This window comes from Marinobacter sp. MBR-105 (genome assembly GCF_053628895.1).
Genome location: NZ_JBRJHG010000006.1, coordinates 148,066 through 163,417 on the forward strand (window position 1 = coordinate 148,066; position 15,352 = coordinate 163,417).

The following is a 15,352-nucleotide window of genomic DNA, read 5'->3' on the forward strand; positions in this document are numbered from 1 at the left end:
CCACCTCAGGCCGGGTTGTGGTCGATCAGGGTTTCCCGGTTACGGGCAAACTCGTCAAACGGGAAATCATCCACGGTGAGCATTTCCAGCACCACCTCTTCATACTGGCGCATGAAGTCGGCTTCTTCCTTGCTGAATACACCGGCCTCCAGGGCGGCCTCGAAACGCTCCTCGGGATGCAGTGCGGTCATCGGCAGTTCGCCCTTGGCGTAAGCCTTGGTGGCCTTCCGATACAGCTGCTCGGCCTTGTCGTAGTCTTTCAACAAACCGTTATAGCGGGCGACCGGATTCTCCACCGTGCCTTCGCCGTCTGTAGTCCAGGCACCAGCCATCAGCTTGTTGCGAACCGGAGTATCGGTGGTGATGGAACGGGCCAGCTTGCGCGCCAGATCATCATGGGGCGCATCCCAACGGCATCCCAGCGGCAGGGTAATAGCTCGCAGAGCCAGTGCCACCGGTCGGTTCGGCAGGTTCTGGAGGAACTCGTCCAGCGCCAGCTCGGTACGATGCAGCAGATAGGCCAGGCTGTACTGCATCAGTTCTTTCTCACCATCCACCGGCTGGGTTTCGTGCCAGTTCTTCAGCACCATGGAAGCCAGGTACAGATTCGCCAGCATGTCACCCAGGCGTGCCGAAATCAGCTCGCGCATTTTCAGCTCGCCGCCCAGGGTTGTCATGGCCGCATCGGCACACAGGCCGAAGGCAGAGCTGAACCGCGCCAGGGCCTGGGCATACTTGCGGGAGGCACTGTCGAATGGCACATCAGCCTTGCCCAGGCCCAGCGCCTGCGTAAAGGCGCGGGCGGCATTGCCAAAGATTAGCCCGGCATGACCAAAGAACGCCTCATCAAACGCCTTGATATCGTCATTGTCCTTCGCGGCAAGCTCTTTCAGCACATACGGATGACAACGGATGGCACCCTGACCGAAGATCATCAGGCTGCGGGTCATGATATTGGCGCCTTCAACGGTGATCGACACCGCCGCACCGCTATAGCCAATGCCCAGGTAGTTGCGGGGTCCAAGGGTTACAGTTTTACCACCGTGCACATCCATGGCATCGGTGAGGATTTCACGCTGAAATTCGGTCAGGTGATACTTGAGGATAGCGGACGGCACCGCCGGCTTCTCGCCCCGGTCGATCATGTTAGCGGTGTGATTAACAGCCGCCTGGGCAATGTAGGTTTTAGCCGCAATGCGGGCCAGCGGGGCTTGTACCCCCTCCATCTCCGCCACCGGCGTATTGAACTGGCGGCGAATTCGGGTAAAGCCACCGGCCGTGCCCACAGCATAGGCAGCGGCACCGGCAGCACCGGACGGCAGGGTGATACAGCGACCCACCGACAGACATTCAACCAGCATACGCCAGCCCTGGCCCGCCATTTCCTGGCCACCAATAATATAGTCCAGCGGAATGAACACATCCTTGCCCTTGATCGGGCCGTTCATGAACGGGGACCCGATGGGGCAATGGCGCCGGCCGATTTCCATGCCCTCGGTATCCCGGGGGATCAGCGCACAAGTAATGCCGTAGTCTTTGGTGTCGCCCAGCAGACCATCGGGGTCAAACATCCGGAACGCCAGCCCGACCACGGTGGCCACTGGCGCCAGCGTAATCCAGCGCTTTTCAAAGTTCAGGCGGATACCCACCACTTCTTTACCATCCACTTCCTGCTTGCAGACGATGCCGGTGTCTGGCAGCGAAGTGGCATCAGAGCCTGCGCGAGGCCCGGTCAGGCCGAAACAGGGCACTTCCCGGCCATCCGCCAGTCTCGGCAGATAATAGTCTTTCTGCTCTTCGGTACCGTACTTCACCAGCAGCTCGCCCGGGCCGAGGGAGTTGGGCACGCCGACCGTGACCATCAGCATTTCGTTGGCGGCCAGCTTCTGCAGCACTGCAGTCTGAGCCTTGGCGGAAAACCCGAGGCCACCGTATTCCTTCGGAATGATCATGCCGAAGAACTTCTCTTTCTTCAGGAAATCCCAGAGTTCCTTGGGCAGATCGGCACGCTCAACCGCCAGATCCCAGGCGTTACACATGGAAATGGCCTGGGTGCACTGGTCGTCGACGAAGGCCTGCTCTTCCTCACTCAGACCGGTGTGGCGGTTAATCAGCAGGTTGTGCCAATCCGGGCGACCGGTGAACAGTTCGCCATCCCAACCAACGGTACCCGCTTCCAGAGCCACTTTCTCAGTGTCTGACACCTTGGGCGCCACCTTCTTGAACATGGCAAACACCCGGGGGGTGAGCCAGCTCTGCCGGAACTGGGGCAAACCCGCAACAGCGGTAACGGCCGCGCCCGCCAGAAGGACAAAAGCAAGCCAGCCAGAGGCCAGAAACAGGGACAGCACACCTACCACAGCCATCACGCCAATGGCGGGTTTGGCACCGGATTCCCGGCGCATCACGTACAGCAGGCCGGCCAGAGCCACCAGAAAAAGAATCAAAGTCATCTCAGGATCTCTCTGTCTTCCATGGATTGGAGTCTCCGGCCAGTGCCGGAGCCCTTTGACTACACTTCGTTACGTTCAACTTACCCTAACAGATGTCTGTTCGCCAGATAATGACCAGTGTTCAGTCGGTTAGCACCATTACGATGTGACAATCACACGGATACCTTCCAGGGCCAGGGACGCATGCTCTACAGCACTGCGGGCGGCATCCAGCTGGGTGCGCAGGAAATCGATTTCTTCGTTGCGGATGGCCGGGTTCACTTTCTGCAGCGCTTCCAGACGCCGAATCTCCGGCATGAAGCTGTCTTCTACCCTCGCCAGCGCCTGTTCGCGAAGCGGTGACAGATGCGGCTCCGCCAGTGTCTCGACGTGGTCGACCATGGTTTCCACCTCGGCCCGGATTTTCGGCACGATGGCCTGGGCCGTGCGTCGACGGATATTGGAACAAAGCTCATTCAGCCTTTCATGGGGCAGAGCCTTGGACAGATCCCGGCCATTCACATCCACCACCAGGCGCAGGGGCGAAACGGGCAGATACCGAGTCAACTGCAGCGATTCGGGCGCCGGACAATGCACCGCGAATACGGCTTCCAGCAGGAGCGTCCCCGGGGGCAGAGCCTTGACCGAGAGATTGGCCAGGGCAGCCTTGCCCAGACCGGAACTATTCACCGAATCCATCACCCCGGTAACCATCGGGTGCTCCCAGCTCATGAACGCCATATCTTCGCGCTGCAACGCCTGCTGACGATCCCAGGTAACGGTCAGCCCGTCTTCCGGAAGCTCCGCCACCAGGCCGGCCTGGAACTGCTCGCCCGGCTTCAGGATATCCGCATGCTCACTGTGGTCTTCCAGGTCAACGCCGAGGATATCGAAAGCCTGAATCATGTAGTCACGGACTTCAGCGGCATTCTCCTCTTCCTCGATCCCGGCGATCAAAGCCTCAGCCTCATCAACACGACAGGAGTTCAGTTCAATCAGCGCATCCCGGCCATTGTGCAATATGTCTTTCAGACGCGCCGTCTCAGACGCACTGGCCGCCACCAGTGGCTCCAACTGGCTTTCGTCTCCGTCCAGGGCCTGCTGCCACTGGTCCTGAACATGTTCCTGAACAGCAACACCGACGGCGCAGCTCTCGGCAAACGTATTCAGCCCTTCCTGGAACCAGCGGTACTGTACCTCCTGACTGGTGCCCTGAAGATAGGGGATGTGAATACGGATCGCTTCGGTCTGGCCGATCCGGTCCAGGCGACCAATGCGCTGTTCCAGCAGATCCGGATTGGCCGGCAGATCAAACAGCACCAGATGGTGGGCAAACTGGAAGTTGCGCCCCTCGCTGCCGATTTCCGAACAGATCAGCGCCTGTGCCCCCTGCTCCGTATCAGCAAAATAGGCCGCGGCCCGGTCGCGCTCAATCAGACTAAGGTGTTCGTGGAAGGCTGCACTGCGAATACCGGCCCGTAACTGCAGATAATGCTCAAGCGCCATGGCCGTGCTGGCTTTGGCACAGATCACCACCACCTTGGCCGGGCGCAGGCTGGCCAGTTTCTTCTCCAGCCAGCTCACCCGGGGATCCTGAGCCAGCCAGTCTTCTTCATCCACTGACTGCTCGGGCGCCAGCCCGGTGACACCGTATTGATGGTGTTCATAAAGGTCCGGGCACGGCAGGGGTTCCGGTAACGGCTGTCGCTCCGGGAAGCCCTGAATGGCGGCCCGGGTATTCCGGAACAACACTCGCCCGGTGCCGTGACGATCCAGCAACGCATCGATCACCGCCTGGTGGGCATCATCCCGGGCCAGCAATTCGTCCAGCTCATCTCCCAGCCAACCGGCCAAGGCCTGCCGATCGTCTTTTGAGATAGTATCCGGCGCCTGCTGCAGGCGCCGGACCACCTGATTGATCACTTCATAGTGCTGTTCGTCTTCCCGGAAGGTCTCCAGATTGTGGAACCGGGCCGGGTCGAGCAAGCGCAGGCGGGCAAAGTGGCTGGCCACGCCGATCTGTTCCGGTGTTGCGGTCAACAGCAGCAGGCCCTGGCTGGCACCGGACAACTGCTCAACCACATCGTATTCCGGGCTTGACTGTTCAGGCGACCAGGCCAGGTGATGAGCTTCGTCCACCACCATCAGATCCCAGCCCGCCGCCACCGCGTCTTTGCGGGCCTTCTCGCTGCGCACCAGGAAGTCGAGGCTACACAGCACTAATTGGTCAGATTCAAACGGGTTAACCGCATCGTCATCACCAAAAATATGGTTAACCAAAGCGTCGACATCATCTTCTTCGGCCTTGAGGTCGTCGTACCGGGCCTGATCAATAATGGAAAAGCGCAGATTGAAACGCCGAAGCATTTCCACCAGCCACTGGTGGATTAGAGAATCGGGCACCACAATCAGCGCCCGGCGGGCTCGACCGGTCTGCAGCTGATAATGAAGAATCAGACCTGCCTCAATGGTTTTACCCAGACCAACCTCATCGGCCAGCAGAACCCGGGGAGCATGCCGGCGGGCCACTTCGTGGGCAATATAAAGCTGGTGTGGCAGGTGCTGGGTGCGTGCCCCAATCAGCCCCTGTGCCGGCGACGCCCGCAGACGGTCCATGTGCTGCAGGGTGGCGACGCGAAGCCGGAAGGCACCGTTGCGATCAAACTGGCCGGCAAAGAGGCGCTGATGAGGGGCGGAAAAATTCACAGAGCCCGCCAGCTTAACCTCGGAAATCGGCTGAATATTCTCACCGTCATCGGCGTGGTACACCAGAACGCCATCGAGATCTTCCACTGCGCGCACGGTATAGCGCTCACCGTCAAAGGTCTCTATTTCCTCGCCCTGTTGATACACGATCCGTGACAAGGGCGCATTATCGATGGCATAGGTGCGCTCTTCATCGGCAGCGGGGAACCCCAGGGTGACTCTGCGCCCCGAGATGTCCGTTACGATACCCAGACCCAGGGCAGTATCGCTGTGGCTGACCCAACGCTGGCCGATGACAAATTCCGATGTTTCCAAGAAACCTCCGATGACTGATTACTGAGTGTTTGAACCGTTTTCCCGAACCCAATAGGCCGTTGCACCACACACCGCCGCTGGCACCACGAACAGGTTGAGCACCGGCACCATCGCCGCCAGGGCGACCGGCAGGCCGAACCCGAGAGCCGACAGCCGGGTGTCTCCCAACAGCTTGCGCAGAGCCGGAAAACTGACCTTATGGTTGTCGGCCGGGTAATCCACATATTGCAGCGCCATCATCCAGCTGTTGAACAGAAACCAGAGCACAGCGGCCACCAGGTTGACCACGGGAATCAGGCCAATAATGAATAAGCCCAGAGCCCTGGGCAGGTAATAGGCAATCTTCTGAACCTCCCGCCAGAGCGCGCGGGGAATGTCCTTTATAATGGCGGACCAGCTATCGTCAGTAGATACCTCCTGGCCGGTCAGGTGTTTCTCGGTGAGTTCCGCCAGGTAACCATAGAAGGGAGAGCCGATCAGGTTGGCCACGATCACGAAGCCATAGGCCAGCATCAGCAGGATCACCACGCCGTACAGCAGCCAGAAAAGCCAATCGAGTGCCTGCAACCAGGCCCAGTCCGGCAACCAGGCCATGGCCGCAGCGATCATGGCGGTGAACAGTTCGGCCAGAAAATAGAACAGCAGACCGAAAAGCAGGATGTTGATGATCAGCGGGATGACAACAAACAACCGGAGGCCCGGCTGGCGAATCAGCCCGAAGCCTTCCCCCAGATAGCCCAGTCCACGAAAAAAGTTACCCTTGAGCATTACTGGTGTTCCTCCGCTGCCATGACAATAACGGGGCGCAAAGCATATCATGTCGGAATCATTCCCACAGCCCGCGAGGACTCTCGGATTCCACTATGCCCCGCATCCGTTCCATTATCGTCTCCATTCTGGCCATGCGACGGCTATGGCAGGCAGCGCTGTTTGTTTCCATTGCAGCGATCCTTTACCTGGCAACCACCAGTAACAGTTACCCCATCCCTGCGGCGCCCAATGACAAGATCAATCATCTGATTGCCTTTCTGGAGCTCACCCTGGTGACCCGCCTGGCATGGCCACGGCTTTCTGTGGTTTGGTATGCCCCCGCCTTGCTGGTTTTCGGCCTGATACTGGAGGTGGTGCAAGCCAACCTGCCGTACCGGGATTTCTCCCTCGCAGATCTGACAGCGGATGCCGTTGGCATCGGGCTTGGCCTGCTGCCTTGGCCGGGACTTCGACTGGCTCAAGAAACGGATTTGCGAAAATCGCCCGAATCCTTGTGAGACATTTCCTACATACCTGTAGGAACTCCCTGTGACATCTCGTACGCAGTCTGTAATTCCAGTTACAAACCATAGTCTACATGAATGATTTGTAACAACTTTCCCATATTTGACGAGTTCGGCAACGCGTTCTGCGTGCATAGTTCACACGTTTGTAAAGCTGGCATTGGTAATATGAACACCGTCAAGGATGACAGGGAAAGGACGACGCACTGGATGCACCCCGGCACGGACTGCGGGGAGAAGCAGGGACACAGGGACGCTTCGCTTAAGGGATAACGAATCGGATCGCCGGCTCGGATGCTGGCACCAGGGAACGGCAGCAAGGAATGGCAACACGGCAGTTGCCCATCGCGCACGGAGGCGCCAACCTGTTCCGAATCTGAACTGCCCCGGACGGCGGTTCAGTACCTGTTCAAGGGCAGCTTGATGGCTGCCCTTTGTTTTTTCTGGTCAGAAAAATTCAGTCACCGCCGGCCAGATAGATCCTCACCTTGTTGAATTCCTCAAACTCATTCAGATCCGGCCAGGTTCTGGCTTCGATCACAGCCTGCTGCACATAACCGGAATGACCAAGATCCTTCACTCGCGAATCCGCCAGCAGCACTTGGGGCGCGGCTGCTTCGAAGGCCGCCAGTAACGGGCGATTTTCAGGGTCGTACAGAACATCCGCAGCGGTAATCAGATCGACGCTCCCGGGCCGGTTTGCCCAGTCGTCACACAGATCAATCTCCACATTGTTCAGGCGGGCATTGGCGGCCGCGGCATCCCGCGCTGCCGCGTCGATGTCGCAGGCTATGGACCGGGCAGCACCGGCCAGTGCGGAGGCGACAGCCACGACCCCTGAACCGGAGCCAAAATCCAGCACGGTCTTACCAGCCACCACGTCCGGATGCTGCAGAATCCACCGGGCCAGCACCTGCCCGCTGGCCCAGCAGAACGACCAGTACGCCGGCTCGGCCACCACAGCCTGGGCTTCATCATGGCTCAACGGTCCATCCAGCACCCCCGGGTCAAACAGATACAGCTGGATATCCGGGCAGCCCGCAGGCGCCGAAACCGCCACCCGACCTCGACTCAGTGTTTTCTGAAGATGCCAATTGAGAACATCCGGGCTCATAATTTTCCCTCGCCAGTGCTGAAAGGACGTGGGATTGTACCCTTGTCCGGGATGCCGGGATATCGCCGGTTCGGTATACTGCCGCCTCACCCTGAATCACAGTGATCCGTTGATATGGCCAGCAGACCCGATACCGACGACTACCTCAACCTGTTCCTGAACGATGTGCCGCTGATGGACGTCCGGGCGCCGGTGGAATTTGCCAAAGGTAGCTTCCCGTCTGCAGAAAACGCCCCGCTGATGAACGACGAAGAACGGCACCGGGTGGGCATCTGTTATAAGGAAAAGGGCCAGGACAAGGCCATTGAACTGGGGCACCAGTTGGTCTCCGGCGACATCAAGGCCCAGCGAATTGAAGCCTGGAAGCGCTTTGTGGCACAACACCCGGAGGGGTATCTGTTCTGTTTCCGGGGCGGATTGCGCTCGCGCCTGACCCAGCAGTGGATCAGGGACTCCGGCATCGACTACCCGCTGGTGAAAGGCGGCTACAAGGCCCTGCGTCGCTTCCTCATTGACAGCCTGGAAGCACAGATCGAATCAGGTCAGTTCCGGATTCTCAGCGGCCGCACCGGTACTGGCAAGACCCGGGTACTGATGCAACTGCCCAATCCGGTCGATCTGGAGGGCCTGGCGAATCACCGGGGCTCCAGCTTTGGCCGGCAGGTAACTCCCCAACCCTCCCAGATCGACTTCGAGAACCGACTGGCGGTGGCCATGCTCAAGGCCAGGCACCAGGTGGGAGGGCCAATCTACCTTGAAGACGAAAGCCGCCTGATTGGCCGCTGCGCCCTGCCGGAAACCCTCCGGGCCCGGATGTCTGAATCACCCCTGCTGATTCTGGAACAGGCCATGGAAGAGCGTATTGCCATCATCCGGGCCGACTACGTTGAAGGCATGCTGGCCAGTTACCGGGCCAGGGACGGTGAAGACGCCGGCTGGCTGAATTTCCGGGACTACCTGTTGAGCGCCATCGACCGCATTCGCAAACGCCTGGGCGGCGAGCGTTACCAGAAACTCCGTAACCTGATGCTGCAGGCTCTGGATCAACAGGAAGCCAATGGCTCCCTGGAAGGGCATCATGGCTGGATTGAGGCCCTGCTGACCGACTACTACGACCCCATGTACGACTACCAGCTTACCCAGAAACAGGGCGAAATACTGGTACGGGGCGGCCCCGAAGTCATCACCGAGTGGGCCAGATCCCGCACCAGCACGTAATCCTGGGCGTTGGCAGTAATGCCGTGTACAGCTTTCTCTGCTATATAGTTGGTTCAGACAAATCCCGCTGAACCACGTCATTTGTCGATAAGAACTCACTCAGAAAATATTAACGATCAAGGAGTTTTTCCCTATGGAAGAGTTATTCGGTGCTAACGGGCAGGCCTCTGAATGGGCGGATCAGGCCATTGCCCTGATCATGGCTTATGCCCCAAAGGTTCTGCTGGCGATTGTTACGCTGATTATCGGCCTCTGGCTGATCAACCGGTTCGTCAGGGTGCTGGACAACCGCCTTGGCAAAAAAGATCCGACCCTGAACAAGTTTCTCTGTGGCCTGATCAGCGCCATTCTGAAGATTCTGCTGCTGATCTCCGTCGCCTCCATGGTGGGCATCGCTACCACTTCGTTTGTCGCCATCATCGGTGCCGCCGGCCTGGCGGTGGGCCTGGCCTTGCAGGGCAGCCTGGCCAACTTTGCCGGTGGCGTGCTGATCCTTATCTTTAAACCCTTCAAGGTCGGCGATGTTATTGATGCCCAGGGCTTTCTGGGCTCGGTGCGGGAAATCACCATCCTCTACACCATTGTCGACACCTTCGACAATCGCCGGATCGTGATCCCCAACGGCCAGCTTTCCAACGCCAGCCTGACCAACCTGAGCGCCTACGAAACCCGCCGCTGCGACATGAGCTTCGGCATTGGCTATGGCGATGACATCGACAAGGCCAAGGCCATCTGCAAACGCCTGATCGAAGAGGATGAGCGCGCCCTGAAAGACCCGGCGCCGCTGATCGTTGTTGGCGCCCTCGGCGAAAGCTCGGTAGACCTGACGGTGCGCGCCTGGACCAAGGGCGCCGATCTGTGGCCGTTCTACTGGGATATGCAGGAGCGGGTGAAAAAGGCCTTCGACGCCGAGGGCATTTCGATTCCTTTCCCGCAACGGGACGTGCACATGTACAAGGCTGATTAAACGGAACCATTTCACATGGAAACATCCGGTAACTCGCAAAGTGCGTATCCTGAACTAAGCTGACGACAAGGCGGGGTAAAAACCCCGCCTGCCATCGGGGCCCGGCCCGGGAAAGGCGGATGGCTCCACAACACTGTCGATGCTGTCAGGAGGTTGTGAACATGCCGGCAAAGCAGCTGAAAACATTTCTGGATGAGGCAGGTGTGGACTACATGTGCCTCTCTCACCCCCCAGCCTTTACCGCCCAGGAACTTGCCCATCACGTCAAGATCGCCGGAGATCGGGTAGTCAAAACCGTCATTATCGAACTCGATGGCAAAATGGCCATGCTGGTCATGCCGGCCACCTGGCGTATTCGCTGGGACAGACTGAGCAAGATTCTGGACACCGATTTTGTCGACCTGGCCGACGAACAGGCCTTTCAGGATCGCTTCCCCGATTGCGAAGTGGGCGCCATGCCGCCGTTTGGCAATCTCTTTGGCATGAGCGTTTACTGTGCCGAGGCTCTGACCGAACAACCGGAACTGGCCTTTGCCGCCGGCAGCCACAGCGAATCCATTCACATGAACACCCGGGACTTCCTGAGTCTGGTTCAACCCATGGTCATCAACCAGGGCTTCACCCGGCCGGGCGCCCGCAAACCGGCCTGGCTGGTCCGCAACCCCCGCCGCTCCGGCAACCGGGAGGAGACGGCGGCCACCTCCATGGCAGGCTACTGATCCACCCGGGATTGACCCCGGTCGCTTGTCTGCAGCACGGCATCGCGTAAACTGAGGCCAGCAGACAGGAACCGGATATGACACAGAACTTTGACACCATCATCGTAGGCGCCGGCATGGTCGGCGCCGCACTTGCCACCGGGCTGGGCCAGCAGGGCATCCGCGTGGCCCTGATCGACCAGGCTTCCCCCGCCCCCTATCAGCCAGACAGCCACCCGGATATCCGGGTATCTGCCCTCAGCGCCGGCAGCGAACGCTATCTGGCCAGCCTGGGTGCCTGGCCGCGAATACTGGCCATGCGCGCTACCCCATATTGCCGCCTGGCGGTCTGGGACGAGACACCAAATCCGCTCAAACGACTGGTGCCCCGAAGCCTGACCGAGGTGGAATTCGACGCCAACAGCCTGGGTGCGCCACATCTTGGCCATATCGTTGAAAACAGCATTACCCAACTGGCCCTGTGGCAAACTGCCGAAACGGAACCTGACGTCACCCTGATCACAGGCCACAGCGTTCGGGATCTGGTCCAGAGCGCAGAGTACGCCACGGTGACCCTGGATGATGGCCGCCAGTTGCAGGCCCAGCTGGTGGTCGGCGCCGATGGCGCTATGTCCCGGGTGCGGGAATTGGCAGGTATCGGCGTTACCCGGGATCAGTATGAGCAGCAGGCCATGGTGATTTCGGTGCGCTATCGGGGCGGCGTGGAAGACATTACCTGGCAGGGCTTTTACCCCAGCGGCCCCAGGGCCTTCCTGCCCCTGCACAGCACCGGCGAGCAACACCCCGGAGAGAGCTGGGGCTCCCTCGTGTGGTACGACCACCCGGCCCGACTGGACGAACTCAAGGCCATGGACGAACAGCAACTGATGGCTGATATCCAGCAGCATTTCCCCGAACGACTACCGGAACTGACCCACATTGACGCCAGGGCCAGCTTTCCCATCGCCCGCCAGCATGCCAAGCACTATTACCAGAACCGGGTGGTGCTGGCAGGCGACGCCGCCCACACCATCAATCCGCTGGCGGGCCAGGGCGTCAATCTGGGCTTCCAGGACGCCCAGTGCCTGCAGGGCGTGCTGAAAGAAGCCCGGCGCGGGGGCGAAGACCTGGCCAGTGCGCACTGGCTCAAACTCTATGAACATCGCCGCCGGCCCGCCAACCAGCGGATGATGCTGACCATGGATCTGTTCTACCACCTGTTCAGCAATGCCATTCCGCCGGTGCACCTAGCCCGCAATCTCGGGCTTGGCGCGGCCCGGGTACTGCCGTTCGCACGCAATCGCGTCGCTCGCTACGCCATGGGCCTGGATGAACAGTTGCCCGCGCCGATTCAACAAATCGTTAATCGCCTGCCCGGCCTGGGTGGCCTATAGTGGCGTACGCGCATTTACTCGACACAAGGAGCCGTTATGTCTGAAACCATCTTCACCAAGATCATCAACCGGGAAATTCCCGCCGACATCGTGTACGAAGACGACATCAGCCTGGCCTTCAAGGACATCAATCCACAGGCCCCGGTGCATCTGCTGATCATTCCGAAGAAAGCCATTGCCACCATCAATGACATTGAGGAAGACGACCGTGAGCTGGTCGGCCATCTTTACTGGGTGGCGGCAAAGCTGGCCAAAGACATGGGCTTTGCCGACGATGGCTACCGGGTAGTGATGAACTGCGGTGAGAATTCCGGCCAGACCGTGTTCCACATTCACCTGCATCTGCTCGCCGGCAAGCCCCTGGGCTGGCCGCCATACACCGACAAGATGAAACAGGCCTGAGCATCCTTCTCACAGACTTGTCTCACAGAATGACAAAGGGCAGCACCGAGGCTGCCCTTTTTGGTTACTGTACGGCCGACCGCTTCAATCGTCGGCTCCAACGCTGTTTGGCATAGCGGCGCAGGTTGGAGACATTATCGGTCTCATCCATGATCTCCGTACCCAGCAGGGTTTCCAGAATATCCTCCAGAGTCACCACCCCAAGCCAGGTCCCCAGTTCGTCGTACACCACCGCAATGTGCTGGCGCTCCCGCAGCATTTCCGAAAACAGAAATTCGATGTTGGTGTTGGCTTTTACCTGCTTGATCTGGCGCAGCCGGCTTTGCAGGTCGTCATCGTCGCTCATGCTGATCAGGTCTGCCCGATGCACGTACCCCAGAGTCTCCCCGTCTTCATCAATCATCGGGTAGCGTGAAAACGGCGACTTCATCACTTTATCCCGGAATTCCGGCACGGTGGTGTCCGGATCAATAAATTTGCACACCGTGCGGGGGGTCATGATGGAACTGACCTTAATCTCGTGGAAACGAAGTACGTTGTGGATAATCCGGCGCTCTTCCTCATCCAGAGCCTGCTGATCACGGCCGATCTCTACCAGCGCACTGATTTCCGCCCGGATGTCGGTATCGCCGTCACCCGGGGCAATCCTGCGCGTAACCTGCTTCGACAGCCAGACAAACGGCAGCAGGGCTTTCATCATGAATCCCAGCACAGCCGGCAGCGAAGGGGCGATCACACGCCAGTACTTGGCGCCGATGGTTTTCGGGATGATTTCCGAAAAGATCAGGATCGCCAGGGTCATCGCCGCTGACGCCGCACCCAGCCAGACCTCACCGAAGACAACCGCCACCTGGGCTCCAACGCCGGTAGCGCCGGCCGTATGGGCAATGGTATTGAGGGTCAGGATCGCGGAAAGCGGATCGTCGATTTCATCCTTGAGCCGGCGCAAGCGTGCAAACAGTTGCGGCCGATCATTTTTCAGGGACGCGATGTAACTGGGCGTGATAGACAGCAGGGCTGCTTCGAGAATAGAACAGAGAAATGAAAAGCCGATGGAGATAATCGCGAATGCGACAAGGAGAATCATAGGGCCTCAGAAATGGATTTGTCCCCGCCATGATAGCGCAACTGCGGGCAGGGACAAGAGCGGAAACGGCCACCGGAAGCAGCCGTCCCCAGCCACCTGGGATTAGCGGCCAACCACCCGTTCCGCTTCCTCCATCGGGGTATGGCGAACGTCTTCGCCCTTGACCATGAAGATCACGTTCTCGGCAATGTTGCAGGCATGATCCCCCACCCTTTCCAGGGCACGAAGCACCCACATCACTGACATGCAGCGGGAAATATTGCGGGTATCTTCCATCATGAAGGTCAGCAGGGTACGGGCGGCAGCCTGGTACTCTTCATCCACCCGCTTGTCCTCTTTCATGATCCGCAGTGCCTGCTCGGAATCCAGCCGGGCAAAGGCATCCAGTGCATCATGCAGCATGGTCAGCACATGGTTGCCAATGTGACGGATTTCGACGTAACCGCGGGGCGCCTGACCTTCCTCCACCAGCTTGATGGCCATTTTGGCAATCTTCTTGGCTTCATCACCGACCCGTTCCAGGTCTGCCACCATCTTGATCACCGAAATCACCAGGCGCAAATCCCGCGCGGTGGGCTGACGACGGGCGATGATCAGGGTGGCCTCTTCGTCCAGGTCCACTTCCATTTTGTCGACTTTCTTGTCGTTGGCGCGCACTTCCTCCGCCAGGTGGCTATCGCCATCGACCAGGGCCTGCACTGCCCTTTCAACCTGGGTTTCCACCATTCCACCCATCTTGAGGAACTGGGTCTTCAGCTCCATCAGTTCATCATTGAACTTGTGGGAAATATGATCCCCGTAAACATCATCCTTTTTATTAGGCATAGTGTCTGTCTCCGTTATCCCCGAACATGCATCAGCCGAAACGGCCGGTAATGTATGACTCCGTCAGCTCATGTTCCGGAGAGGTGAATACTTTGTCGGTTTCGTTCACTTCCACCAGGTGGCCGAGGTGGAAGTAGGCGGTGCGATGGGACACCCGGGCCGCCTGCTGCATGGAGTGGGTCACAATGACAATGGTATAGCTCTCGGACAGCTCCGCAATCAGCTCCTCAACCTTAGCCGTGGCAATCGGGTCGAGTGCGGAACAGGGTTCGTCCATCAACACCACCTCCGGGCTCACGGCAATCGCGCGGGCAATACACAGCCGCTGCTGCTGGCCACCGGACATCCCGGTGGCGGTGGCATCCAGACGATCCTTCACTTCGTTCCAGAGCCCCGCCTTGCGCAGGCTGTTCTCCACAATGTCATCCAGATCGGACTTGCGATTGGCCAGGCCATGGATGCGTGGGCCATACGCCACGTTATCGTAGATCGACTTGGGAAACGGGTTCGGCTTCTGGAACACCATACCCACTCGGGCACGCAACTCCACCACATCCCGCTTGGAATCGTAGATATTTTGATCATCCAGCTGCAGCGAGCCCTTGACCCGACAGATGTCGATGCTGTCGTTCATGCGGTTCAGGCAACGCAGGAAGGTGGACTTGCCACAGCCCGACGGCCCGATAAACGCAATCACCTCGTTACGGGCAATATCCAGGCTGATGTTCTTGATGGCCCGGTCTTCACCGTAGAAGACCTCGACGTTGCGCAACTTGAACTTGGGATCGTCGGCAAACGGCGTTCCGACCGTTTTACCCTCTTCAATCACTGTCTCTGCCGGTCGTTCATCCTGCACCGGAATGGCCTTCTCTTCAGGCACATCAGCCTCACTGGTTACCGTTGTATTCAGGGTATTCATA

Annotated in this window: 13 protein-coding genes; 6 read left to right on the forward strand and 7 right to left on the reverse strand. The window is 58.9% G+C overall.

What is annotated here, in order from left to right; translation table 11 throughout:
• Window positions 1–5: 5 nt before the first annotated feature.
• The 3 genes from ACSSVV_RS09210 to cysZ form a co-directional block, all read right to left on the reverse strand.
• A complete protein-coding gene (locus ACSSVV_RS09210) occupies window positions 6–2,453 on the reverse strand; it encodes an acyl-CoA dehydrogenase (protein WP_023009476.1) in 2,448 nt (815 codons plus the stop codon).
• Between the two features lie 138 nt (window positions 2,454–2,591).
• Entirely contained in the window at window positions 2,592–5,453 is a 2,862-nt protein-coding gene (gene rapA, locus ACSSVV_RS09215) for an RNA polymerase-associated protein RapA (RefSeq protein ID WP_454106131.1), read from the reverse strand.
• 18 nt (window positions 5,454–5,471) lie between these two features.
• The gene (cysZ, locus tag ACSSVV_RS09220; RefSeq protein ID WP_141067371.1) at window positions 5,472–6,221 is read right to left on the reverse strand and encodes a sulfate transporter CysZ; all 750 of its coding nucleotides are present in this window, start codon (window positions 6,219–6,221) and stop codon (window positions 5,472–5,474) included.
• A 95-nt stretch (window positions 6,222–6,316) separates the two neighbouring features.
• Here cysZ and ACSSVV_RS09225 point away from each other — a divergent pair, with 95 nt between their 5' ends.
• Window positions 6,317–6,721 (forward strand): VanZ family protein, encoded by a 405-nt coding sequence (locus ACSSVV_RS09225; RefSeq protein ID WP_141067370.1) that lies wholly within the window; start codon window positions 6,317–6,319, stop codon window positions 6,719–6,721.
• A gap of 463 nt (window positions 6,722–7,184) precedes the next feature.
• Here the strand turns inward: ACSSVV_RS09225 and ACSSVV_RS09230 are convergent, their stop codons facing one another.
• Window positions 7,185–7,841: a 50S ribosomal protein L11 methyltransferase gene (locus tag ACSSVV_RS09230; RefSeq protein WP_183577490.1), complete on the reverse strand. Its 657-nt coding sequence runs from the start codon at window positions 7,839–7,841 to the stop codon at window positions 7,185–7,187.
• Between the two features lie 114 nt (window positions 7,842–7,955).
• Between ACSSVV_RS09230 and mnmH the strand changes: the two genes are divergently transcribed.
• From mnmH to ACSSVV_RS09255, 5 genes are all read left to right on the forward strand, one after another.
• Complete coding sequence (gene mnmH / locus ACSSVV_RS09235) at window positions 7,956–9,059, forward strand: tRNA 2-selenouridine(34) synthase MnmH (RefSeq protein WP_183577493.1); 1,104 nt, start codon at window positions 7,956–7,958, stop codon at window positions 9,057–9,059.
• 133 nt (window positions 9,060–9,192) lie between these two features.
• The gene (locus ACSSVV_RS09240) at window positions 9,193–10,026 is read left to right on the forward strand and encodes a mechanosensitive ion channel family protein (RefSeq protein WP_011787027.1); all 834 of its coding nucleotides are present in this window, start codon (window positions 9,193–9,195) and stop codon (window positions 10,024–10,026) included.
• Between the two features lie 161 nt (window positions 10,027–10,187).
• Complete coding sequence (locus tag ACSSVV_RS09245) at window positions 10,188–10,745, forward strand: aminoacyl-tRNA deacylase (protein ID WP_114433679.1); 558 nt, start codon at window positions 10,188–10,190, stop codon at window positions 10,743–10,745.
• A 77-nt stretch (window positions 10,746–10,822) separates the two neighbouring features.
• Window positions 10,823–12,118: an FAD-dependent monooxygenase gene (locus tag ACSSVV_RS09250; protein ID WP_454106132.1), complete on the forward strand. Its 1,296-nt coding sequence runs from the start codon at window positions 10,823–10,825 to the stop codon at window positions 12,116–12,118.
• 36 nt (window positions 12,119–12,154) lie between these two features.
• Complete coding sequence (locus tag ACSSVV_RS09255) at window positions 12,155–12,520, forward strand: histidine triad nucleotide-binding protein (protein WP_113879123.1); 366 nt, start codon at window positions 12,155–12,157, stop codon at window positions 12,518–12,520.
• 64 nt (window positions 12,521–12,584) lie between these two features.
• Here ACSSVV_RS09255 and ACSSVV_RS09260 read toward each other — a convergent pair whose 3' ends face one another.
• From ACSSVV_RS09260 to pstB, 3 genes are all read right to left on the reverse strand, one after another.
• Entirely contained in the window at window positions 12,585–13,607 is a 1,023-nt protein-coding gene (locus ACSSVV_RS09260; RefSeq protein WP_113879122.1) for a CNNM domain-containing protein, read from the reverse strand.
• A gap of 102 nt (window positions 13,608–13,709) precedes the next feature.
• Complete coding sequence (phoU, locus tag ACSSVV_RS09265) at window positions 13,710–14,432, reverse strand: phosphate signaling complex protein PhoU (protein WP_011787032.1); 723 nt, start codon at window positions 14,430–14,432, stop codon at window positions 13,710–13,712.
• Between the two features lie 31 nt (window positions 14,433–14,463).
• Window positions 14,464–15,351: a phosphate ABC transporter ATP-binding protein PstB gene (gene pstB, locus ACSSVV_RS09270; protein WP_113879121.1), complete on the reverse strand. Its 888-nt coding sequence runs from the start codon at window positions 15,349–15,351 to the stop codon at window positions 14,464–14,466.
• Between the last annotated feature and the right edge of the window lies 1 nt (window position 15,352).